The sequence below is a fragment of the Allobosea sp. R86505 genome, from assembly GCF_042466375.1.
Lineage (GTDB): Bacteria > Pseudomonadota > Alphaproteobacteria > Rhizobiales > Beijerinckiaceae > Allobosea.
In genome coordinates, this window is sequence record NZ_JAXHPY010000001.1 from 4,552,517 (window position 1) to 4,578,339 (window position 25,823).

A 25,823-nucleotide genomic window follows, 5' to 3' on the forward strand; every position below is an offset into this window, starting at 1 on the left:
ACGATACGAACAGCCGAAAGGACACCTCCGCCATGGCAAAGAACCGCAAAGTCATCATCACCTGCGCGGTCACCGGCGCGATCCATACGCCGTCGATGTCGTCGCATCTTCCGGTGACGGCCGAGGAAATCATCGATGCGGCGGTGGGAGCGGCCGAAGCCGGCGCGGCTTTGGTGCATGTCCATGCGCGCAACCCCGTCACCGGCCAGCCAGACCAGTCGCCGGAGGCCTTCGAGCCCTTCCTGAAGGTGATCAAGCAGCGCTCGGACTGCGTGATCAACATCACCACCGGCGGCGCCCCGACCATGGGCGTCGAGGAGCGGCTGGGCCCCTGCGCACATTTCAAGCCCGAGGTCGCCTCGCTCAACATGGGCTCGATGAATTTCGGGCTCTACCCGATGCTGGCCCGGTTCAAGGATTTCAAGCACGATTGGGAGCGGCCCTATCTCGAGGGCTCGAAGGACCGGATCTTCAAGAACACCTTCCAGGACATCGAGAACATCCTCACCACCTGCGCGGAGAACAACACGCGCTTCGAGATCGAGTGCTACGACATCGGCCATCTCTATACGCTGGCCCATTTCGTCGATCGCGGGCTGGTGAAGCCGCCCTTCTTCGTGCAGTCCGTCTTCGGCATCCTCGGCGGGATCGGGCCGCATCCGGAAGACGTCATCCACATGAAGCGCACGGCCGACCGGCTGTTCGGCGACCAGTACCAGTGGTCAGTGCTGGGTGCGGGGCGGCATCAGCTGCCGATCGCCGCGATGGCGGTCTCGATGGGCGGCAATCTGCGGGTCGGTCTCGAGGATTCGCTCTGGCTCGGTCCGGGTCAGTTCGCGAAGTCGAACGCCGATCAGGTCCGGGCGGCCCGCATGATCATCGAGGGGCTCGGACTCGAAGTCGCGACCCCCGAGGACGCTCGCGCGGTGCTGCAGCTCAAGGGCGCCGACAAGGTCAATTTCTAGCCGGGGCGAGGCATCCGGGGCCGAGGGCCGGCCGCTCCCCGCGCTTCAGGATCTGCGCCGGCATCGAGACCTGCGCTCGGCTTCAAGACAGAAACGGCCGGGGCGATGTCGCGCCCCGGCCGTTTCCGATGTCGTCAGGCCAGCGACGGGCTCAGAACTCGGCCCAGCCCGCATCGCCGCCACGGCTGTTGGCGACCTTCTTGGCCGGGGCCGGAGCGGGCCGGCTGCGCGGGGCCGGTTTCGCCGCGGAGAAGGCGGATTCGGCGAGCTGGCGCAGACGCGCAGGCTCGCTCGACAGGGGCGCCGAGCGAACCGCGGATCCACCCTCGGTCCTGAAGGCTGCGACGAGGTCGTTGAGCTGTCCGATGCGGTTGGAGAGCGAGCCGGCGGAGGCCGCGCTCTGTTCGGCCAGCGCGGCGTTCTGCTGGGTCATCTCGTCGAGATGGGCCACCGCCTGGCTCATCTCGTCGATGCCATTGGCCTGCTCGCCCGACGCCGCCGAAATGTCGGCGATGGTGGCGGCGACCTTGCGGGAGGCCCCGAGGATCTGCTCCAGCGCCTCGCCGGCCTGGCGGACGAGCTTGACGCCCTCGCCGACCTCGCTGTTGGAGGAGGAGATCAGGGCCGAGATGTCCTTGGCCGCCTCGCCGGAGCGCTGCGCCAGGGTGCGCACCTCCGAGGCCACGACCGCGAAGCCCTTGCCGGCATCGCCGGCCCGGGCGGCCTCGACGGCTGCGTTCAGCGCCAGCAGATTGGTCTGGAAGGCGATGTCGTCGATCACCCGGATGATGTCGGAGATCTTGGTCGAGGCGTCCTCGATGCGGGCCATGGCGTCGACCGCCTTCCCGGCGATGGCGCCGCCGGCCTGCGCCGCCTTCATCGCCTCGTCCGAGATCGCCGCCGCCTCGCGCGAGGCCTGGGCCGAGGCCTTCACGGAAGCCGCGAGCTCCTCGGTGGTCGCCGCGGTTTCTTCCAGCGAGGAGGCCTGCTCCTCGGTGCGCTTCGACAGATCGTCGGCCCCCGTGTTGATCTCGCGGGCGGCGAGCCCGACATCGGCCGAGGTGAGCTGGATCGTCTTCACGGTCGAGGAGAGCCGCTCGACCGTGTCGTTGATCGCGCCCTTGAGCTCGGCGAATTTGCCGCGATAGGCGGCATCGACCCGCACCGTCAGGTCGCCGCCGGCGACCGCCGCGAGCGTGCGGGCGAATTCGCTGGTGGCGGAATCGACCACGGCGTTGATCTCGTTGATGCCGGCGACGAGCTTCTGCATCTGCTCGTCGGCCTGGTCGATCTGCAGCCGCGCCGAGAAATCGCCCGCCGCCGCCGCCGCCACGACCTCGCCGACATCGGAGACGACGAGGGCCATGTTTTCCGCGGCACGGAGGCGGCGCTCGGCTGCGGCGCGCTCCTGCTCCTCGAGCGCGCGCACCTTGACCAGGTCCTCGTGGAAGACCTTCAGCGCCTTGGCCATCGTGCCGATCTCGTCACGGCGATCGCTGTTTGGGACCGTGATTGCATAGTTGCCAGCAGCCATTTCGGTCATGGTGCCAGTCAATTCCTTGATCGCACCACCAATGTTGCGACTGAGCAACCAGCCGATTCCAAGGGAGGCGAGCAGGAACATTCCAGCGCCCAGGTAAAGGGCCGCCGTCGAGAGAAACATGGCATCGTTTTTGTCCTGAGCACGGGCGACCAGTAACGAGCGCTCCGCATCTTCAAATGCCTTATGAACCGACCGAAGATTATCGATGTATTGTTTACCAATACCGGAGGCTTCGATTGCGCGAGCCTTGTCTAAGGTCTCCGGGACACTTCCGAGCGCGATTTCCGGGCCTGACACATTGGCATGCCATTCCGCCATGATCTCACCGATGCGCTTCAGGCGTACGCCCTGCTGCGCGTTGTCAGAGGTCAAAGACAATAAATTCGACAAACTGGCATTAAATCGTTTAATACCTTCTTCGTACGGTTCAAGGAATTTCTTATCTCCAGAGACAAGAAAACCACGAATCCCCGTTTCTTTATTGACAACAGACGTAATCAATTCATTAGATGAATCTAGAACCTTGAAAGTGTGCGAATTCCATCGATCAGCAGAGGCCAACCGGCCATGGATATGTAGGGTAATGAGGGTGACTGTCAAAAATATCGAGATCAAAATCCCGAATGAAACAGCGAATTTTTTCGAAAGGGATGCGTTCGCAAACATCGGATTGACCTCGTCGCTCTTTGCCGCAGATGATCGCTGACTATTAGTCAACGCGTGATAACGTTGCGATTGCTCTGGTGTGGCGCGCTGCATTCCGCCGTCGCGACACACAGATGACATCCACGCACGCCGTGGATCGCGCAGGAACACCGACGACACGAGACATGAGGACCGTTCTGACTGAAAAAACGCTCATGTCTCCGAACCAACCGCATCGAGAGTCTAGAAACCAGTCTTCCTTTTCGTACTTAACGTTAAGTAAATATCCGAGGTTAAATCTGCCTCAATTTTCGGCTGTACCTGCCTTACCTTTAGACATCATGATGCCATGACTCTGGCACGAACGTTCAAGAAACCGTGGCGCTCATTGTTCGAACCGTGACTTGAGTCTATCGTGGCGCGAGCAATGTCTCATCCAGTTCCATGCTCTCAGCATGTTCGCGCACGGATTTGAGATGAAATACATGTTGCTGAATCGTTGCGGCGTCTTGCGTCACCGTTGCTTGCCCTGCTGCCGGCGAGCGCCGCCACGGTCCCGATGAGCCAGCAGCGGATGGTCTTCGTCTTGAACATGGTGCGGCTCCGAGGCTGATCATGATCGCGAGTCCCCGCTCCCGACCGCCACAACGAAAGGCATGTCTTGAAGCGACGCCTGTCGCTACGGCAGCGTTGATATTCCGGAGAGCTTAAAGAACGATAAACCATGTTGTCCGCGATCACCTGTCGCTGACGTTGAGTCAGGCAAGAACTCGACACAGGTCCATAAGGTGGAACGCGCTCTGTCGACCAAGGCGCAGCGCCTCTTCCCTTTGGCCATGGACGGGGCGAAGGGCGCGCGTGTCATGATTCCTCTGGTGGATCGCGTGTCTCGCGGGCGTCCCAGCCAGCGATGCTCCCCCCGGCAGCGATCGCGCCTTCTCCGGCCGATGCGATGCGCTTATGGTCCCAGGTCAAGGGACCCGAGTGGATGCTGCCATGACGACCGTCGATCTCAATGCGGACCTCGCCGAAGGCTTCGGCGCCTATCGCTGCGGCGACGACGCCGCCATGCTCCAGATCGTGACCTCGGCCAATGTCGCCTGCGGGCTGCATGCCGGCGATCCCGAGATCATGGCGCAGGCCTTCTCGATCGCCAGGGAGCGCGGGGTCGCGGTCGGGGCGCATCCGGGTTTTCCGGATCTCTGGGGCTTCGGCCGGCGGCGGATTCCCTTTTCGACGGGCGAGATCGAGCGGCTCGTCGCCTATCAGATCGGCGCGGCGGCGGCTCTCGCGAGCTATGCCGGCCATCGCATCACCTATGTGAAACCGCATGGCGCGCTCGGCAACATCTCCTGCGAGGAGCGGCCGGTGGCCGATGCGATCGCGCGGGCGATCAAGGCGGTCGATCCCGGTCTTGCCCTGCTGGGCACGGCGCTGACCGCCCAGGTCGCGGCCGGCGAGGCGGCCGGGCTGCGGGTCCATCAGGAGATTTTCGCCGACCGGGGTTACACCGAGGAGGGGCAGCTGGTCGGGCGCCACCTGCCGGGCGCGATGATCACGGATGCAGCGGAAGCCGCAGAGCGCGTCGTCGCGATGGTGCAGGAAGGGGCGCTGATCACGCTCTCCGGGCGACGGCTGGCGACGGGCATCGACTCCATCTGCGTCCATGGCGATTCCGACCATGCGGTGGCGACGGCGCGCGCCGTCCGGACGGCGCTGGAGCAGGCCGGCATCCGCATCGCCGCCTTCGCATGAGCGACGTGGCTGCCGCCGGCCCCGTCTTCCTCGATGCGGGCGAATCGGCGCTCGTGGTCGAATTCGGCCGCAGCGTCGATCCCGCGATCAGCGACCGCGTCCTGGCGCTCGACGCGGCGCTGGCGGCCGCGCCTCCCGAGGGCCTGCGCGAACTCGTGCCGACCTATCGCTCGCTGATGATCCATTACGATCCGCTCCGATTGGATCGTGCCCGGCTCGTCGGCCTGGTCGAGGAGCGGCTGGGAGCGGCGTCGGCCGACCTCCGGCCGGGCGCGCTCTGGACGATCCCCTGCTGCTATGCCCTCCCGCATGGCGAAGACCTCGCCGAGATGGCGGCACTGCTGGGGATGCCGCCCGAGCGGGCCGCCGATCTGCATGCCGCGGCGCGCTACCGCATCTACATGTACGGGTTCTCGCCGGGCTTCACCTATCTCGGGGGGCTGCCGGAGCCGCTGGCGATCTCGCGGCGGGCCCGGCCTCGCCCGCCGCATGACAGCAAGGTGGTGCTGGTCGGAGGCGGCCTGAGCGCCATCGCCAGTTTCGCGATGCCGACGGGCTGGTATGTCGTCGGCCGCACGCCGGAGCGGCTCTATGCCCCGGAGCGGGCGAGCGCCTTCCTGTTCGAGCCGGGGGACAGCCTGCGCTTCGAGGCGATCGATCCCGCCACCTTCGCAGCGCTGGAGGCGCGCGCAGACGCAGGCGAGGTCGTGGCCCTCCGGACGCCCGCATGACGGCGCTGCGCATTCTCTCCTGTGGCCCCGGCGTTACCGTGCAGGATGGCGGCCGCCACGGTTATCTCCGCTATGGCGTGACGGTGGCCGGGCCGATGGATGCCCTCGCCCACGCCGTCGCCAACCGCGCCGTCGGGAACCGCGAGGACAGCGCGGCCCTCGAGATCTCGCTCGGGGGCATCGAGATCACCGCCGAGGACGGCCCGCTGACGATCGCGGTGGCAGGGGGAACCTTCCAGACGACGCTCGACGACCAGCCTCTGCCGGCGGCGGTCGTCGCGACGCTCGAACCGGGTGCGAAGCTGCGGCTGCGCGCCGGCGCGGCGGGCATGTGGTGCTATCTCGCCGTTGCAGGGAAGCTCGATCTCCCCGCCGTTCTCGGTTCGCGCGCGACGCATGCGCGCACAAGCATGGGTGGCCTCGACGGGCGGATGCTGCAGGCCGGCGACCGGATTGCGGTGTCGCCGGGCGCGCGCGCAGCGGACAGCGGAACGATCGTCGCACCGCTGCTCAACCTGCCGGCCGATGTCATCAGGGTGCTGCCCGGCCCACAGCAGGACTATTTCGCCGAAGACCAGATGGCGGCCTTTCTGGCTGGGCCCTGGCGGATCTCGCCGCGCGGTGACCGCATGGCCTGCTTTCTCGAAGGCCCTGTCCTGCGCCATGCGGGGGGCTTCAACATCCCCTCCGACGGCGTCGCCATGGGCGCGATCCAGGTTCCCGGCGAAGGCCAGCCCATCGTGCTGATGGCGGACCGCCAGTCGACCGGGGGCTACCCCAAGATCGCGACCGTGATCGGCGCCGATCTCGGCCGCCTCGCCCAGGCGCGTCCGGGAACCGAGATCGCCTTCAGGGCTGTGTCACATGGCGAGGCGGTCCGCGCGCTGGCGGAGCAGCGGGCGTCCCTTGATGCGCCGATCGCGATCGAGCCGCTGCGGCGGGACCGGTTCAGCTCCGAATTCCTGCTCGGCCGGAACCTCGTCGGCGGGTGGATCGACGCGCGGCAGCCTGGCTGAACGGGGACCCCTCGCCTTTCAGGCCGCCTCCTCGATGAAGGTCGCGACGAAGCGCACGAGTTCGCTCTGGCGCGCCGTCCCCGTCTTGGCGAAGAGGCGCTGGAGATGGGTGCGGGCCGTCGTCCGAGCGATGCCGAGCTTCCTGGCGGCGACGACGGTGTCGAGGCCCTTGACGATGAGGCCGAGCATGCGCGCTTCGGTGGGGGTCAGGCCGCAGGCCTCGGCGACCTCGTCGACCTTGCGGTCGATCATGCGTTGCGGATCGTCGACCGTCAGCACGAACAGATCCATGCCGGCTTCGGCGAGATGCACGGCATCCACGATCGCCTGACGGCCGCAGCGAAGGACGAGCGGCAGCCGGATCTCTTCGGACGCCGCGCCGGAGCAGCGGCGCTTGAGCCAGGTCTGCAGCCGCGCTGCGAAGAGCTTGTCGCAACAGGTCAGGCGCCCGTCGCCACCGAGGCCTTCCCGCGCCAGTGCCGCCGCTCCCGGACTGCTGAAATGCACACGCAGATCGGCGTCGATGATGAAGAGCGGCTTGCCGCCGCGGCCATGTTGCGGCGCGTTGTCCTGCCGGTGATCGGCACGGGGCGGGACGGCCTGAAGCGCCGCGGTGGATGGAATGCTGAAGATCATAGACATGCGAGGAGCATCTCCGATTCCGAGCATGGTCGCGGTCTCCCGTGGAACAGCCGGTCAGCCCCGGACATGACATTCAGGCTTGTTCGGCCTCCTTCATTGGTCGCGACAGGTCGCATGGTGGTTCAACAGGCCGCCGCCCTTGCGCAGCCGCACCATCGGCGCGCGGGCCGCGCTCAGATGCGCAGCGAGAGCTTGTAGGTATAGGTGTCGCCCCGAAACAGGCCTTCGACATATTCGAGCATGTCGCCGTCACGGCCGAAACTGCGGCGCTTGATCAGCAGGCAGGGCAGCGGCGTGGCGAAGCCGAAGATGGCGCATTCGTCGACGGTCGGTGCCGTCGCCTCGATGGTCTGCTCGCAATGCGCCAGCGGCGCGCCGAGCGCCGCGAGTTGTGCATAGACTGACCCAGTGAGATCGGCCTGCTCGAGCGCGGGCGCGCGTTCGAGATTGTACCAGGCGACCTCGCGCGACAGCGGAATCGCGTCTCCGCTTCGAACACGCACCAGCTTGAGGAAGCGGGCTGACGCGGGAAGGCCGAAGACCTGCGCAATCGCGCCGTCGATGACCACGGCCCGCTCCAGGATGCGCGACGACGGCACGCGGCCGAGATCCCGCATTTCCTCGGTGAAGCCCTTGAGGCGGTCCATGCCGGAATGCAGCCGCGAGCCCGGGCCCTGCACGATCGAGCCCAGACGTCCCTGCGCGCTCAGCAGCTTGCGCTGGCGCAGCGCGTTATAGGCCCGCTGCACGGTGCTGCGGCTGAGCGCCAGCCGCTCGGCCAGCTGCCGCTCGGCCGGCAACGTCGTCCCCGCGGGTAGGGTGCCGTCGCCGATCAACTGCGTGAGCTGATCCTCGAGCTGCTGATACAAGGGCTTGGCGGTATCATTGCGCAGTTCGAGGAGATCCTGGAACGGCGGCCTCGCCAGAACGTTGGGCAGCTTGCGCGGTGTCATCGGCGGCGGGGATGCGGCATCCGCCCGTCCAGCGAACGACAGGGATCAAAAGCCATGGCCAAAGCGTCTGTGTTCGTTCTCGGCAGTTTCGTGGTGTCCTGTTCGGCCAAGGTCTCACGCTTCCCCCGCCCAGGAGAATCGCTCGCAGCCGATATCGTCACAATCGAACCGGGAGGCAAGGGACTGAACCTCGCCATTGCCGCGCGACGCCTCGGCACAGAGGTCGACGGGCTGCTCGCCGTCGGGGACGACCTGGCCTCGAGCTTCGCCGCGCCGGCGCTCGAGCAGGCCGGGCTGCCGGCGGCGATGCTGATCCGCGTCGCCGGAAAGACCGGCAGCGGTGTCGGCTTCACCGACGCACAGGGTGAAACCTGCCTCGCCGTCGACGCCGGCGCCAACCGAGCGCTCGGGACGGAGCATGTGCGCGCGGCGGCCGACCGGCTGGCGGCCTGCGACCTCGTGATGGCTCAATTCGAGATCGGCGACGCGCCGATCCGGGAGGCCTTCGCGCTGGCGCAGCGGAGCGGCATCGCGACCCTGCTCAATCCCTCCCCCTTCAGGCCGGTCGCCCCGGAGATCCTGGCCGATACGCATATTCTCGTGCTCAACCAGACGGAGGCGGAAGCGCTGGCAGAGCAGATCCTGCCCGGATGCCTCGACCCCGCCGAGCCGGCCCGCTTCGTCGCGGAATGGGGGCCCGCGGTGCTCGCCCACGGTCCCCGTCTCGTCGTGATGACGCTCGGCGCGGCCGGTGCGGTCGCGCTCTCCGCCGAGGGAGCGACGGGCCAAGCCGCGCTGCCGGTCGACTCGGTCGATTCGCTCGGTGCGGGCGATGCCTTTGCCGCAACGCTCGGTGTCGCCCTGGCCCGGCGGCGAAGCACGGCCGAAGCCCTTCTCCACGCCGCGGCGGCCGGCGCCATCGCAACGCGTCGGCCGGGTGTGTTCCAGGCGCTCGGGACACAGGCGGACATCGATCAGCTCATCGGGACGTCGCGCTGAGAGGCTCACCTGGAATGGACTGCTTTTGGACTTTCCGACTGCGCCTGCCGATGGTAGGTTCGGTGGTCGGGTCCGCATGGGCAGCACGGCGAACGAGGATTGGCGATGTCCGTCCCCAGCATCGATACGGTGATCGCGACGGTGGACAGCCTGCTCGAAGGCGCACTCGATGACGCCCGCATGCCGGCCGCCGTCGAGCAACTGAGGCAGCTCTTCGATGGCTCGAAAGCGTGCCACGCCTCGCTCGGGCCTGGCCTGTCGCCAGCCGACGCGGTCAGCACCAACAGTGACGAGGCGATGCAGCGGCGCTGCTACACGGATTTGTCGGATGAGTTTCTTCGCTTCGGCGATGCGCTGCGTGCCGTGCCCGTCGGCACCGTCTATCGCGACGGCGATCTCTTCGGCCTCGAGGCGCTGCGGGCCAGCCGGGGCTGGCGCGAATGGATGGCGCCGCAGGACATGTATGGCGGCATCGGCTGCCGCCTGGGCGAAAGCCGCACCCGCCAGTGGTTCTTCGACGTTCAGCGCGGGCAGCGTCAGGAGCCGTTCGGTCCAAGCGAGGTCGCCCTGCTGCAGCGCCTGACGCCTCTGCTGCGTCGCGTTTCGATGCTCAGCCGGGAGGTGGGGCAGTTGCGCCTGCAGCGCGACGAGGCGCGCAGCGCGCTCGATATGGTGACGCTGGCGATCATCCTCGTCGAGCGGGACGGACGCGTCGTCTATGTCAACCGCAGCGCCGACGACCTCCTGTCGGGCCCGGACGGCCTGCTCTCCCTACGGCTGAGCCGCCTGGTCGCCCGGCACCCGGGCGACCAGCGCGATCTCAAGCGGCTGCTGGAGGGCGCCTTCGGCGCCCGAGACGAATTCGGCGGGCAGCGCAGCAGCCTGATTCTGCGCAGCGATCGCGAAGAGACCCAGTCCCTGTCGATCTGTGTGGTCCCCGCGTCACCACGCCGGGCCGATCGACCCTCGCCCGAGCGGCTGCTGATCGCGCTGAAGCCGCTCGGGCAGGTCGACGAAATCGCTGCGAGCAGCCGCCAGCTCTTCCACCTCACCGACTGCGAAGCCCGTATCGCTTCCGCCCTCGCCGGGGGGCTGTCGCTCGCGCAGGCGGCGGCCCTGCAGGGCGTCAGGATTTCGACCGCCCGGACGCATCTCGCGCGCATCTTCCAGAAGACCGACACGCGGCAGCAGAGCCAGCTCGTCGCGTTGCTGCAAGGCGCCGTCCCGCCGTTGCGCGGCCCCCTCTAGACCCAGCGCCTCCGACCACGGCCGCGCCGCCGTCTCCACGATCGCGTGATCGACGCGACGGAGCGCGCCGGCTCGCGGCCATGAAGGACCGGGGGACCGGCGTGATCGTCAACATCATCGGCGGCGCGGGTCGCAGCCCGCGCTACGACTACATCTGCGGTGGCACGGGCAACGCCGCGCTGATGGCCTTCACCAGGGCGGTGGGTGGACACTCGGTGGATTGGGGAGTCCGGGTCTTCGGGGTCAACCCCGCCCAGACGCGCACCGACCGCATCATCTCGCTCAGCCGGACGCGTGCGAAAATCCGCTTCGGCGACGAGGAACGCTGGGAAGAGATGCTGACCGGCCTGCCGCTCGAACCGGCTGATCGAGCCGGAGGAGATCGCCAATGCGGCGGCGTTCCTGAGCTCGCCCGCCTGCGGCTATGTCAGCGGCACCGTGCTGGACGTCGACGGTGGCGGCGCATACCGGAGTTGAAGCCCCTTGACGCAAAAACGCCCGCGGCTTTTGGCTGCGGGCGTTTTGTGGTGTTTTGATTTGGTTGCGGGGGCACGCAGCGACCGATACCGACATCTGCTGGTGGTGCCGATCTGAACCGAGAAGTTCAAGCCGAACGCAGGCCTCACATGGACTCGAGCGGTAACACTTTGGCCGCTCAGCGCCATCTCAAGCTCTGCCAGAGGGACGGGAAGACCGAGTTCGTCACCGCTGAGAGGCCTCGGCAGCAACAGGCCCTGTCGCACCGGCGCCGAGCGAGCGCTGCACCATGACGCTGTCGGACCATTTGCCATAGCGATAGGCGACACCCGGCAGCAATCCAACCCTGACGAAGCCGAAGCGCTCGTGAAGAGCAAGCGAGGCGGTGTTCTCCCCGTCGATATAGCCGATCATCTGGCGGAAGCCGGCCACAGCGCAGGCGTCGATCAGCGCCTGCATCAGCAGCCTCCCGATGCCACGTCCGAGATGCTCGTGATGCACGTAAATCGAATGCTTCACCGTGAAGCGGTAGGCCGGACGCTTGCGAAAGGGAACGACATAGGCATAGCCCACGACCTCGCCGCCGCGCGTCGCCACAAGATGCGGCAGGCGGCGGTTGCGCAGGTTCTTGCGGCGATCCTTCAGATCGTCGGGCTTGGGGGTTCCGGTCTCTTCGACCTCGGCCTCGATGCCGCGGCGGATATGCCGACGATAGATGGCCAGCATGGGCTCGACATCGTCGTCGCGCGAGGGACGCACGAAGATCGGCAGGTCAACATCCATGGCGTCGTCCGACCTCAGTGCTCGAACCGGCTCGCTGACCACATAGGTGTGTAGGCGGACCCGACCGTCAGCGTCATGCTCGCGATAGACGCCCTGAATCTCGACGTCGAAACCCGGGAAGGCATTGAAGCAGGCCTCGAACATCCTGAGATAGTCGATCATCGGCTTGGCCCGCTGACACAGGCGCTCGCCCGGCACGATGGTGGCGATGCCGGGAGGGTAGACAACGAAGGGCGTGGTGGCGATCCGCCCGGCGATCGCATCGATCGGCAGATAGTCGACATCGTTGCGGACGAGGCAGCGGGCGGCGTCATGCGGCGACATCGCCATCTCCGGCAGATGCTCCGGGGAGAATTGCCGGTTCTGAAGCTCGCTGACCTGATGATCGCGGAAGAAGCGGTGCATCTCGCCACAGAGGTCGCGCAGGCGCACGCCCTCATAGCGCGCCGGCCTGCGCCGATAGAACTCCGGGATCGCGTCTTCGAGCAGGGCGTTATCGTCATGCAGTTTCTTGAAGGCGACGAGCCCGCTGATCAGCGTGCCGGCCTTGCTGGCCTCGACGCCCGGCGTCAGCAGGAAGAGCAGCGAGTTGAGGTCGTTCTTCTCGGCCACGATCCGGTTCTCGCGCAGGAACTGGGCGACGACCGGCGCTGGGATGCCATGCTCCGCATAAGCGCCGGTCACACGGTCGAAACCGGGCGTGAGGAGCGTCAGCTTGTTGGGGTCGGTCATGGCGAAGCCCGCTTCCATCGCCGCAAAGCCGTGCCAACCCGCGCCCGGCGCAAGCTGCCAGTAAGCCGGGTCGGCGGCGAGTTGGTCGGTGGCGACCATCTCCCAGGCGATGTCGTGCACGCCGCCCGGGCGCGCGGCATCGAGGATCGACACACGCTCCGGCACAAACGGCTCGAAGAACCAGCGGCGCTCAACCCGCGCCTCCTTCTCCTCAAACTCGCGTCGGACCGCCCGGATCTTCTTGCGCAGCTCGATGCCGAGTCGGATCGTGTCGTCCCAGAGCACTTCGCCCGATCGGCCCTTCATCATCTGCGCGCCGACATCTAGCGAGGCGAAGAGCGGGTAGAAGGGCGAGGTCGAAGCGTACTGCATGAAGCTCTCATTGAAGCGGCGGTGCTCGACGCGCCGCTTCTGGCCCTTGATGTGCCGGTCCTTGATGTGGATCTGTGAGGCCTGGCTGAAGCTCGCGAGCTGCTTGTGCGTCGATTGCGTGGCAATGATGCCCGGCGAATCGGGCCCCAACCCCGTGAGCCCCATGGCAAAGCGCCCGGCATAGAGCGGGTGGAACTTCATGAAGCCAGCCCAAGCCTCGTCGAAGAGGATGTAGTCGCAGAGATGGCCGATCTTATCGAGGATCATCTGGGCGCTGTGGATCGTGCCGTCATAGGTGCATTGCTCGACCACCGCGACGCGGAAGGGGCGCGGCTTCTGCCAGGCATCCTTGTCCTTGACCAGCGGGTTGGTCCGGATGCGCTCGCGCAAAGCCTGCTCGTCGAAGGCCTCCCAGCGCATCGGGCCGATCAGCCCCCAGGCATTGCGCGCGGTCGGTACATAGATCGGAATGCCGCCGGAGATCAGCAGCGCGCCGTGATGGGCAGCCTTGTGGTTGTTGCGGTCGAACAGGACGAGGTCGTCGTCGGTGACCAGCGCGGCGAGAGCGACCTTGTTTGAGGTCGAGGTGCCGTTGAGGACGAAGTAAGTCTTCTCCGCCCCGAAGATCTGCGCCGCTTCCTTCTGGGCCTTGAGGGCCGGACCCTCATGGGTCAGCAGGTCGCCAAGATCCAGCACGGAATTGTCGAGGTCGTCACGGAACACCGCCTCGCCGAGATGCTCCATGAAGACCCGGCCGATCGGGCTGCGGCTGTAGAAGACGCCGCCATTGTGGCCGGGGCAGGTCCAGAGATGATTGCCCTCCTCGGCATAGTCGACCAGCGCGCCGAAGAACGGCGTCTTCAGCGTCTCGGCATATTGCTTCAGCCGGCTGATCAGGCTCTTGGCGATGAAGGGCGGCGTTTCCTCGGAGAGGAAGATGTAGCCGTCGATGAAATCGAGCACCTCGACCGGCACATCCTCGAAGCGCTTTCGGCGGATCAGCAAAATGATCGGGAATTCGAGCCCGCGCCGGCGCATCAGGTTGATCAGCGCCGCCGTCTTGCCCTCCAGCCCCTTCTTGCCCCAGTCGACGACCATGCAGCCGATCGCCGCGTCGGTCTGGACCGCGATTTCGGCATCTTCGAGCTTGCGTGCCTTGACGACCTCGAAACCGGAGCGCTCGATCTCGTCGACGATCTGGTGGAAGCGGATGCCCTCGAGGTCCTCCGCGTCGAAGTTCGGCGTCGCGAAGAGAAAGGTGAAGCGCCTGAAATAATCCATAACGACCCCGACATTGCCAACCGGCAGGTATCCCCTCCGTTTATGACGGAACGACGAAACCTCTTGCTGAAGAAGCCCCGACCGAGAGCCTGACCAATCGACGTGTCGCCTGCGACGGGCACGTCGGTTGATGAACTGTCCGAAAACCGTCACCGGTTCGACGCCTATTCCCGCCATGCTGCATTGCGGTGGGGGGGCAACGATGTTTTCGCTGCAAGGTCAGAAAGTCCTCGTCGTCGGCATCGCCAATGAGCATTCCATCGCCTGGGGATGCGCCAAGTCTTTCCGTCAACAGGGGGCCGATCTCGCCGTCACATGGCTCAATGCGAAGGCCGAACCCTTTGTTCGCCCGCTCGCCGAGTCGCTCGACGCGCAGATCATGGCGCCGCTCGACGTTACGCAGCCCGGCGCGATGGCGGCGCTGTTCGACGAGATCGGCCAGCGCTGGGGCCGGCTCGACACGTTGCTGCACTCGATCGCCTTTGCGCCGAAGGCGGACCTGCAGGGCCGCGTGATCGATTGCTCGTCCGAGGGTTTCGCGCAGGCGATGACGATCTCGGTCCATTCCTTTCTGCAGATGCTGCGGCTCGCCGAGCCTCTGATGCCCGCTGGCGGCACCTGCCTGTCGGTATCGTTCTTCGGCTCCTCGCAGGTCGTGCGCCATTACAACATGATGGGCCCGGTCAAGGCGGCTCTGGAAAGCGCCGTTCGCTATGCGGCCGCCGAACTCGGCGAGCAGGGAATCCGCGTTCATGCGCTCTCGCCGGGTCCGCTGGCGACCCGCGCCGCCTCCGGTATCGATCACTTCGACGAATTGCTCGACGCGGCCGCCAGCCGCGCTCCGACGCGCCATCTCGCCACGATCGAGGATGTCGGCGCAGTGGCTGCCTTCCTGGCCTCTCCGGAGGCCCGCAATCTCACCGGTGGCATTCACGCCATCGATGGTGGCTTCTCGATCATCGCCTGAAGGATACCCGAGCCATGGCCAGCGTCTTCGACCTGTTCGACCCCGGCGTCTCGTCGGGTCTGCCGCGCCCGCAGGGCGATGCCATGGCCATGTTTCAGCGAGGCCTCGCCAGCGCGAAGCGTGAATCCGAGGCCTGCGCCAGCACGGGCGACATCTTGTCGGCCGCCGCGGCGCGCCAGGGCAAGCGCATGCTGGACACCCATGCCGAGCGCAGCCGAAAGCTCTTGGAAGAGACCGGTGCGGTCCTGTCGGCCCTGCATCAGGCCCAGGGCAAGACCGCGTTGCCGCAGGCCTGGCTCGAGTATCAGCGCGACGCCGCCGAGCGCGCGATCCTGGCCGCTGACACGCTGCGCAAGCGTGGCGACATCTTTCTGGCGCATGAAGCGGCCGACTGCCCGCCGGTCCTGATCTACGACTACGAAACCGTGATGGACGGGCGCGACCAGCCCTACCCTTCCAACTACATGCTGCTGCGCATCCTGCCGCCGGACGGCGTCGTCATCGACGACACGTTGCGGCCCTACATCATCATCGACCCGCGCGCCGGCCACGGGCCCGGCATCGGCGGATTCAAGACCGACAGCCAGGTCGGCGTCGCGCTGCGCGAAGGCCACCCGGTCTATTTCGTCGCCTTCCGCAGCCGGCCTGAGCCGGGCCAGTACCTCTCTTATGTCACACGCAGCGAGGCGGCCTTCGTGCGCGAGGTGATGCGCCGGCATCCGAAAGCGCCCAAGCCGGTCGTGACCGGCAATTGCCAGGGCGGGTGGGCGACGCTGCTGCTGGCGGCCACCAACACCGACCTGACCGGGCCGATCGTCATCAACGGCGCGCCGGTCGCACCCTGGGCCGGCCGCATCGGCGAGAACCCGATGCGCTACAATGCCGGCGTGCTCGGCGGGACCTGGATCCCGATGTTCCTCTCAGACCTCGGTGGCGGCATCTTCGACGGCGCGCATCTGGTCCAGAACTTCGAGATGCTCAACCCGTCGCGAACCCTTTTTCGCAAATACACCGACCTGTTCCGCGACATCGACAAGGGCGACACGACCTTTCTGGAATTCGAGAAATGGTGGGGCGGTTTCTTCCTGCTGACCGAGCCGGAAATTCGCTGGATTGTCGAACAGCTCTTCGTCGGCAACCGCCTGTCGAAGAACGAGGCCCGGCTCGAGCCCGGCCGGCCGGTCGATCTCAAAGCGATCCGCGCGCCGATCATCGTCTTCGCCAGCCATGGCGACAACATCACGCCGCCGCAGCAGGCGCTGAACTGGATCGCCGAGACCTATGCCGATGTCTCGGAGATTCGCATCCGCGGCCAGCGCATCATCTACATGGTGCATGATCAGGTCGGCCATCTCGGCATCTTCGTCTCCTCCCAGATCGCCAAGCGCGAGCATGCCGAGGTCGGCACGACGCTTGAGACGATCGAGGCGCTGGCACCGGGCCTCTACGAGATGCGCATCGAAGACGTGAAGGTGGAAGCGGGCCGTCAACGCTTCACCGTCGGCTTCGTCGAGCGGACGCTCGATGACATTCGCGCCCTCGACGACGGCTATGCCGACGAGCGACCCTTCGCCGCCGTGGCGCGGGCCTCCGAGGTCCAGGCCCAGATGTACGACACGCTGATGCGCCCGGTCGTCAAGGCGCTGGTGACGGAGACCGCGGCCGAGGCCAGCCGGGCGCTGCATCCGCAGAGGATGATCCGGGCACTCGCCTCGTCGCGCAACCCGGCCATGTCGGTGCTGGAGAGCGCGGCCGAGCGGGTGCGCGAGAGCCGTGCCAAAGCCGCGCCGGACAATCCGTTCCTCGCGGCGGAAGCGCTGTGGGTTCAAGCTACGGAGCAGATGATCGACATCTACCGCGACAGCCGCGACCTGATGCATGAACTCGCCTTCTTCGGACTGTGGTCGACACCCTGGGCCCGCGTCTTCGGCCAGACTCACGAGGCGCGCCGCACGCTGAAGAGCACCGACGAATTGCGCGGCCTACCCGAGGTGGCGGCGGCTCTCTACAACATCGAGCGTGGCGGCTTCCCCGAGGCCGTGATCCGCATGCTGATCCTGCTGGCCGACAATCGCGGCACCGTACGCCGTGACCGACTCGAGCGCTCAAGCCAGGTCCTGACCCAGGACGAGCCGTTCAAATCGCTCGGCGCCGAAAGGCGGGCTCTGATCATCCACGAACAGACCCTGATCGCGACCTATGAGCCCGATCGCGCGATCGAAACCCTGCCGAGCCTGCTGTCGACGCCCGAACAGCGCGAACTCGCCTTGAAGACGGTGCGCTACATCCCCGGAGCGGCGACCGAGATGGCCCCGGCAACTCAGACGCTGCTGCAGCGCTTCGCTGCGGCACTGGAACTGCCCCATGACGACGCGGATGTGACCGACGATCCGCTGCTGGACGTCCAGGACACGGCGGGGCTGCTCGACGCCGTGACCGCCAATGCGGAAACCGCCAAGGCCGCCGCTGTCGCCCGGCGGCACCGCAACGGCAAGACCGCAGCCAGACAGGACGATTGAGATGCATCTGACCAACCGAACCTTCGCCGAGCTGCAGCCCGGCGAAACGGCGGAGTTGCGCCGCATCATCACGCCCGACGACCTCTACGTCTTCGCGGCGGCATCGGGCAACTACAACCCGATGCACCTGCCGCAGACCGATGTCGATGGCGACGGCAAGGCCGAGAACATTGCGCCTGGCATGTTCGTCGCTTCGCAGATCTCAGCCGTACTGGGGATGCTGCTTCCGGGCGCCGGCACGCTGTACCGCCGTCAAGTTCTCGATTTTCATGCGCGCGCCCATGCCGGCGACGAGGTTCTGTGCCGGGTCAAGGTTGTCGAGAAGCTGGCCGACGGCGTCGTCCGGATGGAGACGCAGGTCGTGCGGGCCTCCGACGAGGCCCTGATCGTCAGCGGCGAGGCGGTCGTCATCGCGCCGCAGGAGAAGTTCGATCGCGAAGACGTCGAGGTGCCGGGCCTCGTCGTGCAGCGCCACCGGCATTTCGAGAGGCTTCTGGAGCGGGCGCGCCCGCTGCCGGCCCTGCCCGTCGCCGTGGTCTGCCCTCATGACGGCAATTCGCTGGGCGGCGCGCTGCTCGCGGCGAAGGAAACCATCATCACGCCGATCCTGATCGGGCGCGAAGACAAGATCCGGGCCGCTGCGCTCACTCTGGAGGCAGATCTGTCGGGGTTCGAGATCATCAACGTCGTCGGCGATGTCGCAGCGGCGGCGATGGCCTGCCAGCTGGTGCATGAGGGACGCGCCGGGGCCGTGATGAAAGGTCATCTCCACACCGACGATCTGCTCAGGCCGATGCTGGACAAGGCGACGGGCCTGCGGGTCGGGCGGCGCTTCACCCATGTCTTCGTCATGGATGTGCCCGGCCGACCCGAGCCCGTGATGGTGACGGACGCCGCGATCAACATCGCTCCCGACCTCGCGACGAAGGTCGACATCGTCCAGAACGCTATCGATCTCGCCCTCTCGCTCGGCATGGAGCCGCGCGTCGGCGTTCTCTCGGCGGTCGAGACGGTCAATCCCGCGATCCAGTCCTCGATCGATGCGGCGCTGCTATCGAAAATGGCCGAGCGCGGCCAGATCACCGGCGGGCAGGTCGATGGGCCGCTCGCCATGGACAATGCGGTCGACCAGGGCGCGGCCCGCAGCAAGGGCCTCAAGGGCCTGGTCGCCGGCCAGGCCAACATCCTCGTCGTGCCCGGCATCGATGCCGGGAACATGCTCGCCAAGCAGCTCTCTTTCGTCAGCCATGCCGAAGGGGCCGGCCTGGTGCTGGGTGCGCGTGTGCCGGTGATCCTGAACTCACGCTCCGACAGCGCGATGTCGCGTCTGGCCTCCTGTGCTGTCGCCGCCCTGCACCATGCCAATCAAGGAGAGATGGCATGACCGCCGAGACCACCGCTCCGCTGGCGGGCTCAGGGGCCGGCTTTCTGGCGCTGAATGCCGGTTCCTCCTCGCTGAAATTCGCGCTGTTTCCGGCCGAGGGCGACGTTGCGCTGGCCACCGGCCAGGTCGACCGCATCGGCCCGGACGGCGCGATGAAGATCAAGGACGCGGCAGGCGAGCCGATCGCACCGGCGGAAGGCGGCTTCACCGACCATGCCGCGGCGTTGGCGACGGTGATCGCCACAGTCAAGCGCGCCTTCCCGGCGCTGAACTTCGCTGCGATCGGCCATCGCGTCGTCCATGGCGGCATCTTCTACTCCGCCCCGGTGGTGGTGGACGAAGCGGTGCTGGAGACGCTCGCGACGCTGTCGCCCTTCGCGCCGTTGCATCAGCCGCACAACATCGCCGGCATCCGCGCCGCGACCGAGGCGTTTCCGGGCGTGCCGCAGGTCGCCTGCTTCGACACCGCCTTCCATCGCGGCCAGCCCTTCGTCAATGACACCTTCGCCCTGCCGCATCGCTATTACGAGATCGGCGTGCGCCGCTACGGCTTCCACGGGCTGAGCTATGACTATGTCACCGGCGAACTCGGGCGGATCGCACCACATCTGATGTCGGGCCGCGTCGTCGTCGCCCATCTCGGCAACGGCGCCTCGATGTGCGCGATCCATCGCGGCCGTTCGGTCGCCTCCTCGATGGGCTATTCGGCGCTGGACGGCCTGCCTATGGGCACGCGCTGCGGCCAACTCAACCCCGGCGTGATGCTCTACATGCTCGATCAGGAAGGGCTGAACACCGCCCAGATCCGCCAGATTCTCTACAATGAATCCGGTCTGCTCGGGCTTTCCAACGGCCTGTCGAACGACATGCGAACACTCGAGGCGGCCGACAATGCCGAGGCCCATCGCGCCATCGATTACTTCGTCTTCCGCGTCCAGCGTGAACTCGGCGCGATGGCTGCGGTGATGGGCGGCATCGACGCGCTCGTCTTCTGCGGTGGCATCGGCGAGAATTCCCGCGTCGTGCGCCGCCGTGTTTGCGAGCGGCTGGGCTGGATGGGCATCGAGATCGACCATGGCCGTAACGCCGAGAGCGCGACGGTGATCTCCTCGGAATTCTCGCGCACCACGGTGATGATCGTACCGACCCGCGAGGATCTGGTGATCGCACGGGCCGCGCGCGCCGCCGCCGGCCTATCGGAGACCGCTGCCACCTGACCGGAGGCGACCCGCCGTCGACCGCCGCCCTCCCGACACCATCCTTCGCAAATTGCCGGTACCGGAGATGTCCATGACCGCGATCAAGACCATCGGCGTGATCGGCGCCGGCACGATGGGCAATGGCATCGCCCAGATCTTCGCCGTCGCCGGCTTCCCCGTGTTGCTGCAGGACCTCTCCGAGCCGGCCCTCGAGCGGGCCCGCGAGACGATGGCGGGCAGCCTCGGCCGACAGGTCAAGAAGGGACTGTTGACCGATGAAGCGGCCCAGGCGGCGCTCGGGCTGGTGACCGGGACGACTGCGCTGGAAGAGATGGCAGACCGCGACCTCGTCATCGAGGCGATCGTCGAGCGGTTCGACGTCAAGGCCAGCGTGTTGAAGCGGCTCGACGGCATCTGCCGGCCAGATGCGATCTTCGCCTCCAACACATCCTCGATCTCGCTGACGCAACTCGCCGCCGCGTCCGAGCACCCGGGCCGGGTGATCGGCATGCATTTCTTCAATCCCGTCCCGGTGATGCAGCTGGTCGAGATCATCCGGGCCCTCCAGACGGAGGATGCGGTCGCGGACGCAGTGACCGAGGCGACGCGCGCCATCGGCAAAACGCCGCGGGTCAGCAAGGACAGCTACGGCTTCGTGGTGAACCGCCTGCTGGCGCCGCTGATCAACGAGGCGATCAACTGCGTCCATGAGGGGCTCGCCACGCCGGAGGACATCGACAGCATGATGAAGCTCGGCGCCAATCATCCGATGGGACCGCTGGCGCTGGGCGATCTGATCGGGCTCGACGTCGTGCTCAACATCATGGAAACCCTGTATGAGGGCTTCGATGATCCCAAATACCGGGCAAGCCCGCTGCTGAAGCAGATGGTCCATGCCGGTTATCTGGGGCGCAAGACCGGGCGCGGCTTCGCCGAATACAAGGCGTGACGGGAGGCGGCTCGATGGCGGGACGACCCGGGCGATGACGGCGACGCGACGCTTTCAGGCCAAGGACGGCGCCTGGCTCGTCTACCGTGACGAGGGCTCCGGCCCGCCGGTGCTGGCTCTGGCCGGTCTGACGCGCGACGGCCGTGACTTCGACTATCTGGCGCGGCGGCTGAGTGGTATCCGCCTGATCCGCCTCGATTCGCGCGGCCGGGGCGGTTCCGACTGGACCGGCTCGGAGACCTACAGCGTCGCGCAGGAAGCGCAGGACGCGCTGACACTGCTGGACCATCTCGGCATCCCGCGCGCCGCGATCATCGGCTCCTCCCGGGGCGGACTTCTCGGCATGGTGATGGCCGCGACCGCGCCCGACCGGGTGGCGGGGCTGTGCCTGAACGATGTCGGCCCCGTGCTGGAGCGCGAGGGGCTGGCTCGGATCGGGCGCTATATCGGCGAGAAACCAGCCGTCGACAGCCTCGAGGAGATCGCCGACCGCATGCCGCTTGTCATGCCGGGCTTCGGCGAGGTGCCGGAACTGCGCTGGGTCGAGGAAACGCTGCGCCATTATGTCGAGACGCCCCAAGGCATCGACCTGCCTTACGATCCGGCGCTGCGACAATCCTTTGATGCCGCCATGGCCAAGCCGCTCGGCGATGCCTGGCCCCTCTTCGAAGCCTGCAAGAGCATCCCCCTGGCGCTGATCCACGGGGCCAATTCGGACGTGCTGAGCACTGCCACGGCCGACGCGATGCAGGCGCGTCGGCCCGACATGATCCGGGTCGAGTTGGCCGATCGCGGCCATATCCCCTTCCTCGACGAACCGGCCGCTCTCGCGGCGATCGAGTCCTGGCTCAGGCTCTGCTTCCCAGATGGCGAGGATCAGCCCACAGCTGACAGAAAGCGGCTGTCTGATCCGGAGGCTTGATGTGTCGAGGACGCGCGCCGCGGCGAGCCCCTGCCGCCGGCAAGTGGTTCAGCCACTGAGTTTGGTCAATGCGGTCTGGCGATCGTCGCAGACGGTCAGGATCTGAAGGAAACCGCTGATCGCGAAGACCTCATTCACGCTGGGCGTCAGGCCGATCAGGACCAGACGACCGCCAATCTCCTTGAGCCGCTTGGCGACGACAAGGACGACGCGCAGGCCGGCGCTGGAGACATAGGCCACATCGGAAAAGTCCAGCACGAGCCGGTTTGCGCCCTGCTTGATCTGATCCGTGATCGAGGCTTCGACCGCCGCCGCATTGACGCTGTCGAGCCGACCCTTCAGGGCCAGGACAAGAACGTCCTCAATCCAATCCGACTCGATCATGAGCGGATGATCTCCATCATCATGGCAGCACCGGCAGCCGGCGCTCCCGTTTCGGTAAGAGTGACGTCAGGCATCGGCGGCAGCGCTGGCCGTCGGGGTGGGAAAGAGCAGCGTGAGCGTGATGACGTTGCGATCATCGTCCCGGCTGTAGCTGACCTCGTCGATCAGGGTTCGGACGAAATGGATCCCGAGACCGCCGACTGGTCTGTCCTCCAGCGGGGAGGTCGTGTCGGCGACAGCCACTTCGAAGGGATCGAAAGCCACGGCCTGGTCGATCAGGCGGACGACGACCCGATCGTCGTGACGGCGCATCTCGATGTCGATTTCACCGTCCTTCCGCTCGGCATAGCCATAGGCAATGGTGTTGGTGATGAGTTCGTCGAGCGCGAGATTGAGCTTGAACACCATCGGCGGCGGCAACTGCAGGGAATCGGCGAGATATTCGATCGCATCCGCCAGCTTACGGATTTCGTGCGTGTCGCTACGAAGAACGACATGAATTCCACGAGCCAGCATTCCGGCGCCCCAAGCGTAAAGCCGTCATCGGATAACGATGACTAGGGTTCGATTGCGACGGATCGATTACGACGGCGGACCGATGTGACCTTCCTCGTTCTGTCACGATTGATCCTCTAAGGTGCCAGCCTAGGGAGATGGGCGTGATCGAGCATTCCGGCGACTTCGCGAAGCGGTTGGGCGAGCTTTGCGGCGAACTTGCGCGTGGCGACTACGACCATATCGACAGCCTGTTCGCGATGACCGTCGCAGCCGATGCTCCGCCTGTGATCCAGGAACTGGCGGAAGCCTTCGGCAGCATGGCGGTGCAAATCGAGGCGCGCGAATATCGCCTGAGCGAGATGCTGGCTGAACTCAAGGAAGCCAATCGTCGGCTCGAAGAGGCCCATCGCAGTGTCACCACCGAGAACCTGACGCTGCGCGGCGAAGTCCAGCGCCTGTCGATCGAGATCGACCAGACACGCAAGGAGCGCGAGGTCTCCGAGATCGTCGAGACCGACTACTTCCGGACGCTGCAGGAGCGGGCGCGCCAGATGCGCCAGCGCCACGGCAGCTGACATCGAACGCCGGGGCCCGACCGCATGACCGTGATCGTATCGACGCATTCCTACCGCGGCGGCACCGGCAAATCCAACACCACGGCCAATATCGCCGCTCAACTGGCCCATCGCGGCCGGCGCGTCGCGATCATCGACACCGACATCCAGTCGCCGGGCATCCACGTTCTCTTCAATGTCGACCCCGACCAGTTGCGGTACACGCTGAACGACTTCCTGTGGGGACGCTGCCGGATCGAAGAGGCGGCCCATGACGTCACCGACTGCCTCGTCGACCTCGCCGGCGTACATCCCGGCAGCAAGGGTGGCTGCGTCATGCTGGTGCCATCCAGCATCCGGCCCGGCGAGATCGCCCGCGTGATCAAGGAAGGCTATGACGTCAACCTGCTCAATGATGGCTTCCAGGAAATCGCCAGCCGTCTCGCGCTGGATTATCTGCTGATCGACACCCATCCCGGCGTGAATGAAGAGACCCTGCTCTCGATCGCGATTTCGGACACGCTGCTGCTGATTCTGCGCCCTGACCATCAGGATTATCAGGGCACAGCCGTTACGCTCGATCTGGCGCGGCGGCTCGGCGTGCCGCAACTGCTGTTGATCGTCAACAAGGTCCTGCCTTCGCTGGACTTCCGTCAGTTGTCGGACCGGATCGCCAGCACCTACCGCGTTCCCGTCGCGGCCGTGCTGCCGCTGACGGAGGAGATGGTTCGGCTCGGCAGCGGCGGACTGTACTCGCTCATTGCGCCGCAGACGGCCTATGCCGAAGGGATCGCGGCGATTGCCGCGCTGGTCGATACACCTGCTGCCGAGGAGGGCGCTCGTCCAAGCGGCGGCTGAGCGTTAGCCAGCGAGAGGCGGCGTGCCGTAGAATGCGCGCTGGAATGCTCCGGCATCGACTGGGCGAAGCGCCGGGTCGAAGGCGAGCGCTCCAGCAAGGACGGTCCAGGCCTGGTCGGACAGCCCCGCCGGACGCTGCGCGGTCAACCGCTGGTCGCGGGCGGCGACGGCCGAGGCGCCCGAGAACGGGTGATGCCCCGAGAGGATCAGGTAAACGACGCAGGCCAGTCCGTAGACATCGTCGCAGGGCTCGCGGGCCGCGCCCTCGATCATGCCGGGACTGGCATAGGGCAAGGTCAGGCCGCCCAGCGTGGTCGGATCGAAGCCGCCGGCGCGGGTCGCGCTGGCGATGCCGAAATCCAGCAGCTTGACCGTGTGCTGCAGGCTGACGAAAATATTCGCCGGTTTGATGTCGGCATGAACGACGCTGCACTGATGGGCATGGGCGAGCCCGGCACACAGACCGCGAATGATCGCATCCGTCATCGTCGGCGGCGGGGGCTTCCCGGGTGTCTTGGCGAGCAGCACGTCCAGCGGCACGCCATCCAGCAATTCCATGACAATGAAGGGGTGCTGTCCATCGCGCTCGAAATCGTGGACCGTGACGATATTGGGATGAGCCAGATCCTGAGCCTTGCGGGCTTCGGCCTCGATCGTGCGGAGGGCGTCCGGATGACGCCGAAAATCTCCGGACAGGAGCTTGATCGCGACATAGGGCTGACGGTGCATCGCCTCGAGGCGGCGGCGATCGACCGCGCTATAGACCGTTCCCATCCCCCCGCGTCCAATTTCGCTGTCGAGGATGAAGCGGTCCTTCAGCATCGTGCCGATGCCGATCGCCCGCGTCTCCTGACGGGGATCGAGTTCGAAGCGTCGGGCTCGGCCAGCCTCGGCATTGCTGGCGTCGCGGCGGAAGCGCAGGCTGCGAAAATCGGCGAGGTTGGCGTCGAGTGCTGCATCGTCGCGCGGGCTCTTGTCGCCGCGCCCGCGCCCGCGCAACCCGGTGAAATTGCCGATCAGCGCATCGACTATGACCTCGTCGACCCGGTCGCGCATCGCTTGGCCCGTGGGCATGGCTTGGCCCGTCGGCATCGCTTGGCCGATCGGCATAGCCTGGCCCGTCGGCAAGGCCACCGCCGGCGCTTGCGGCGCGGGCGCGGGGCGGCCCGCCAGCGGCACGGTCGGCTCGTCGAGCACATCCTGTGTCGCCTGCCGGGACGACAGGCCGAGCTCGGTGCAAATGAGGGCCTGGAGATCGACCGGCAGACGGCCGAGATCCACCCAGTATTGCAGCCGCTCAGGAATCGCCCCGTGCTGATCCCCCGCTGCGCGCAGGCTCTTCAGCGCGATCACGAGCCTGTCGAAGGGCAGCCGGCCTGCGAAGAAGGATTCGAGGCAGCGGTCGATCTCGGCTGCGCTATCCATGTGGACCTCGGACTGCCCGCAT

The 25,823-nt window shown here is 66.3% G+C and carries 22 protein-coding genes and 1 pseudogene; 15 read left to right on the forward strand and 8 right to left on the reverse strand.

The genetic code is table 11. The features are described from left to right. The first annotated feature begins 32 nt into the window (after positions 1-32). Complete coding sequence (kce, locus tag SJY11_RS21960) at positions 33-965, forward strand: 3,5-dioxohexanoate:acetyl-CoA acetone transferase (protein WP_376988855.1); 933 nt, start codon at positions 33-35, stop codon at positions 963-965. Positions 966-1,116: 151 nt separating this feature from the next. On the opposite strand, the gene SJY11_RS21965 is transcribed toward kce, so the two are convergent. Further along, a complete protein-coding gene (locus SJY11_RS21965; protein ID WP_376988857.1) occupies positions 1,117-3,267 on the reverse strand; it encodes a methyl-accepting chemotaxis protein in 2,151 nt (716 codons plus the stop codon). A gap of 882 nt (positions 3,268-4,149) precedes the next feature. Here SJY11_RS21965 and SJY11_RS21970 point away from each other — a divergent pair. Genes SJY11_RS21970 through SJY11_RS21980 form a run of 3 tightly spaced genes read left to right on the forward strand, consistent with a single transcriptional unit; the run spans position 4,150 to position 6,655 of the window. Next, complete coding sequence (locus tag SJY11_RS21970; protein WP_376988859.1) at positions 4,150-4,908, forward strand: 5-oxoprolinase subunit PxpA; 759 nt, start codon at positions 4,150-4,152, stop codon at positions 4,906-4,908. Further along, on the forward strand, positions 4,905-5,639 hold the full coding sequence (locus SJY11_RS21975) for a 5-oxoprolinase subunit B family protein (protein ID WP_376988861.1): 735 nt from the start codon (positions 4,905-4,907) through the stop codon (positions 5,637-5,639). The genes SJY11_RS21970 and SJY11_RS21975 overlap by 4 nt, the downstream gene beginning before the upstream one ends. Next, positions 5,636-6,655, forward strand: coding sequence for a 5-oxoprolinase subunit C family protein (locus SJY11_RS21980; RefSeq protein WP_376988862.1), 1,020 nt, complete (start codon positions 5,636-5,638; stop codon positions 6,653-6,655). Before SJY11_RS21975 ends, SJY11_RS21980 begins: the two co-directional genes overlap by 4 nt. Before the next feature lie 18 nt (positions 6,656-6,673). Here SJY11_RS21980 and SJY11_RS21985 read toward each other — a convergent pair whose 3' ends face one another. Beyond that, positions 6,674-7,297 carry a helix-turn-helix transcriptional regulator gene (locus tag SJY11_RS21985; protein WP_326908378.1) on the reverse strand — a complete coding sequence of 208 codons (624 nt, stop codon included), beginning with the start codon at positions 7,295-7,297 and terminating at the stop codon, positions 6,674-6,676. 173 nt (positions 7,298-7,470) lie between these two features. Then, the gene (locus tag SJY11_RS21990; RefSeq protein ID WP_376988864.1) at positions 7,471-8,250 is read right to left on the reverse strand and encodes a GntR family transcriptional regulator; all 780 of its coding nucleotides are present in this window, start codon (positions 8,248-8,250) and stop codon (positions 7,471-7,473) included. 54 nt (positions 8,251-8,304) lie between these two features. Between SJY11_RS21990 and SJY11_RS21995 the strand changes: the two genes are divergently transcribed. From SJY11_RS21995 to SJY11_RS24630, 3 genes are all read left to right on the forward strand, one after another. Further along, the gene (locus SJY11_RS21995) at positions 8,305-9,249 is read left to right on the forward strand and encodes a PfkB family carbohydrate kinase (RefSeq protein ID WP_376988865.1); all 945 of its coding nucleotides are present in this window, start codon (positions 8,305-8,307) and stop codon (positions 9,247-9,249) included. A 105-nt stretch (positions 9,250-9,354) separates the two neighbouring features. Then, positions 9,355-10,497, forward strand: coding sequence for a helix-turn-helix transcriptional regulator (locus tag SJY11_RS22000; RefSeq protein ID WP_376988866.1), 1,143 nt, complete (start codon positions 9,355-9,357; stop codon positions 10,495-10,497). A gap of 80 nt (positions 10,498-10,577) precedes the next feature. Beyond that, complete coding sequence (locus SJY11_RS24630) at positions 10,578-11,033, forward strand: SDR family NAD(P)-dependent oxidoreductase (protein WP_465247443.1); 456 nt, start codon at positions 10,578-10,580, stop codon at positions 11,031-11,033. 166 nt (positions 11,034-11,199) lie between these two features. On the opposite strand, the gene SJY11_RS22015 is transcribed toward SJY11_RS24630, so the two are convergent. Together SJY11_RS22015 and SJY11_RS22020 are read right to left on the reverse strand one after the other, a co-directional pair. Further along, positions 11,200-11,757, reverse strand: coding sequence for a GNAT family N-acetyltransferase (locus SJY11_RS22015; RefSeq protein ID WP_376989392.1), 558 nt, complete (start codon positions 11,755-11,757; stop codon positions 11,200-11,202). Positions 11,758-11,787: 30 nt separating this feature from the next. After that, positions 11,788-14,142, reverse strand: a pseudogene (locus tag SJY11_RS22020) (Orn/Lys/Arg family decarboxylase); the annotation flags it as partial. 202 nt (positions 14,143-14,344) lie between these two features. Between SJY11_RS22020 and fabI the strand changes: the two are divergent. From fabI to SJY11_RS22050, 6 genes are all read left to right on the forward strand, one after another. Next, positions 14,345-15,109: an enoyl-ACP reductase FabI gene (fabI, locus tag SJY11_RS22025; protein WP_376988867.1), complete on the forward strand. Its 765-nt coding sequence runs from the start codon at positions 14,345-14,347 to the stop codon at positions 15,107-15,109. Positions 15,110-15,123: 14 nt separating this feature from the next. Continuing rightward, the gene (locus SJY11_RS22030) at positions 15,124-17,628 is read left to right on the forward strand and encodes a DUF3141 domain-containing protein (protein ID WP_376988868.1); all 2,505 of its coding nucleotides are present in this window, start codon (positions 15,124-15,126) and stop codon (positions 17,626-17,628) included. Between the two features lies 1 nt (position 17,629). Next, positions 17,630-19,012 carry a bifunctional enoyl-CoA hydratase/phosphate acetyltransferase gene (locus SJY11_RS22035; RefSeq protein ID WP_376988870.1) on the forward strand — a complete coding sequence of 461 codons (1,383 nt, stop codon included), beginning with the start codon at positions 17,630-17,632 and terminating at the stop codon, positions 19,010-19,012. Beyond that, positions 19,009-20,229: an acetate/propionate family kinase gene (locus SJY11_RS22040; protein WP_376988871.1), complete on the forward strand. Its 1,221-nt coding sequence runs from the start codon at positions 19,009-19,011 to the stop codon at positions 20,227-20,229. The genes SJY11_RS22035 and SJY11_RS22040 overlap by 4 nt, the downstream gene beginning before the upstream one ends. Positions 20,230-20,302: 73 nt before the next feature. Continuing rightward, positions 20,303-21,160 (forward strand): 3-hydroxybutyryl-CoA dehydrogenase, encoded by an 858-nt coding sequence (locus SJY11_RS22045; protein WP_376988872.1) that lies wholly within the window; start codon positions 20,303-20,305, stop codon positions 21,158-21,160. 34 nt (positions 21,161-21,194) lie between these two features. After that, entirely contained in the window at positions 21,195-22,082 is an 888-nt protein-coding gene (locus SJY11_RS22050) for an alpha/beta fold hydrolase (RefSeq protein WP_376988873.1), read from the forward strand. Positions 22,083-22,130: 48 nt separating this feature from the next. Here the strand turns inward: SJY11_RS22050 and SJY11_RS22055 are convergent, their stop codons facing one another. Both SJY11_RS22055 and SJY11_RS22060 read right to left on the reverse strand, forming a co-directional pair. Next, positions 22,131-22,466 carry an STAS domain-containing protein gene (locus SJY11_RS22055; RefSeq protein ID WP_346358898.1) on the reverse strand — a complete coding sequence of 112 codons (336 nt, stop codon included), beginning with the start codon at positions 22,464-22,466 and terminating at the stop codon, positions 22,131-22,133. Positions 22,467-22,532: 66 nt separating this feature from the next. Then, positions 22,533-22,982, reverse strand: a complete 450-nt coding sequence (locus SJY11_RS22060) for an ATP-binding protein (protein WP_376988874.1) — start codon at positions 22,980-22,982, stop codon at positions 22,533-22,535. A 143-nt stretch (positions 22,983-23,125) separates the two neighbouring features. Between SJY11_RS22060 and SJY11_RS22065 the strand changes: the two genes are divergently transcribed. Then, a complete protein-coding gene (locus tag SJY11_RS22065; RefSeq protein WP_376988875.1) occupies positions 23,126-23,539 on the forward strand; it encodes a hypothetical protein in 414 nt (137 codons plus the stop codon). A 24-nt stretch (positions 23,540-23,563) separates the two neighbouring features. Beyond that, entirely contained in the window at positions 23,564-24,376 is an 813-nt protein-coding gene (locus tag SJY11_RS22070) for a MinD/ParA family ATP-binding protein (RefSeq protein ID WP_376988876.1), read from the forward strand. A 3-nt stretch (positions 24,377-24,379) separates the two neighbouring features. On the opposite strand, the gene SJY11_RS22075 is transcribed toward SJY11_RS22070, so the two are convergent. Beyond that, a complete protein-coding gene (locus SJY11_RS22075; protein WP_376988877.1) occupies positions 24,380-25,801 on the reverse strand; it encodes a serine/threonine-protein kinase in 1,422 nt (473 codons plus the stop codon). Positions 25,802-25,823 lie beyond the last annotated feature (22 nt).

What these genes read in the sequence shown, in the direction of transcription:
- kce (WP_376988855.1), top strand. Translation starts at nt 33, where the DNA reads ATGGCAAAGAACCGCAAAGTCATCATCACCTGCGCGGTCACCGGCGCG.
- SJY11_RS21965 (WP_376988857.1), bottom strand. Translation starts at nt 3,267, where the DNA reads ATGCAGCGCGCCACACCAGAGCAATCGCAACGTTATCACGCGTTGACT.
- SJY11_RS21970 (WP_376988859.1), top strand. Translation starts at nt 4,150, where the DNA reads ATGACGACCGTCGATCTCAATGCGGACCTCGCCGAAGGCTTCGGCGCC.
- SJY11_RS21975 (WP_376988861.1), top strand. Translation starts at nt 4,905, where the DNA reads ATGAGCGACGTGGCTGCCGCCGGCCCCGTCTTCCTCGATGCGGGCGAA.
- SJY11_RS21980 (WP_376988862.1), top strand. Translation starts at nt 5,636, where the DNA reads ATGACGGCGCTGCGCATTCTCTCCTGTGGCCCCGGCGTTACCGTGCAG.
- SJY11_RS21985 (WP_326908378.1), bottom strand. Translation starts at nt 7,297, where the DNA reads ATGTCTATGATCTTCAGCATTCCATCCACCGCGGCGCTTCAGGCCGTC.
- SJY11_RS21990 (WP_376988864.1), bottom strand. Translation starts at nt 8,250, where the DNA reads ATGACACCGCGCAAGCTGCCCAACGTTCTGGCGAGGCCGCCGTTCCAG.
- SJY11_RS21995 (WP_376988865.1), top strand. Translation starts at nt 8,305, where the DNA reads ATGGCCAAAGCGTCTGTGTTCGTTCTCGGCAGTTTCGTGGTGTCCTGT.
- SJY11_RS22000 (WP_376988866.1), top strand. Translation starts at nt 9,355, where the DNA reads ATGTCCGTCCCCAGCATCGATACGGTGATCGCGACGGTGGACAGCCTG.
- SJY11_RS24630 (WP_465247443.1), top strand. Translation starts at nt 10,578, where the DNA reads ATGAAGGACCGGGGGACCGGCGTGATCGTCAACATCATCGGCGGCGCG.
- SJY11_RS22015 (WP_376989392.1), bottom strand. Translation starts at nt 11,757, where the DNA reads ATGGATGTTGACCTGCCGATCTTCGTGCGTCCCTCGCGCGACGACGAT.
- fabI (WP_376988867.1), top strand. Translation starts at nt 14,345, where the DNA reads ATGTTTTCGCTGCAAGGTCAGAAAGTCCTCGTCGTCGGCATCGCCAAT.
- SJY11_RS22030 (WP_376988868.1), top strand. Translation starts at nt 15,124, where the DNA reads ATGGCCAGCGTCTTCGACCTGTTCGACCCCGGCGTCTCGTCGGGTCTG.
- SJY11_RS22035 (WP_376988870.1), top strand. Translation starts at nt 17,630, where the DNA reads ATGCATCTGACCAACCGAACCTTCGCCGAGCTGCAGCCCGGCGAAACG.
- SJY11_RS22040 (WP_376988871.1), top strand. Translation starts at nt 19,009, where the DNA reads ATGACCGCCGAGACCACCGCTCCGCTGGCGGGCTCAGGGGCCGGCTTT.
- SJY11_RS22045 (WP_376988872.1), top strand. Translation starts at nt 20,303, where the DNA reads ATGACCGCGATCAAGACCATCGGCGTGATCGGCGCCGGCACGATGGGC.
- SJY11_RS22050 (WP_376988873.1), top strand. Translation starts at nt 21,195, where the DNA reads ATGACGGCGACGCGACGCTTTCAGGCCAAGGACGGCGCCTGGCTCGTC.
- SJY11_RS22055 (WP_346358898.1), bottom strand. Translation starts at nt 22,466, where the DNA reads ATGATCGAGTCGGATTGGATTGAGGACGTTCTTGTCCTGGCCCTGAAG.
- SJY11_RS22060 (WP_376988874.1), bottom strand. Translation starts at nt 22,982, where the DNA reads ATGCTGGCTCGTGGAATTCATGTCGTTCTTCGTAGCGACACGCACGAA.
- SJY11_RS22070 (WP_376988876.1), top strand. Translation starts at nt 23,564, where the DNA reads ATGACCGTGATCGTATCGACGCATTCCTACCGCGGCGGCACCGGCAAA.
- SJY11_RS22075 (WP_376988877.1), bottom strand. Translation starts at nt 25,801, where the DNA reads ATGGATAGCGCAGCCGAGATCGACCGCTGCCTCGAATCCTTCTTCGCA.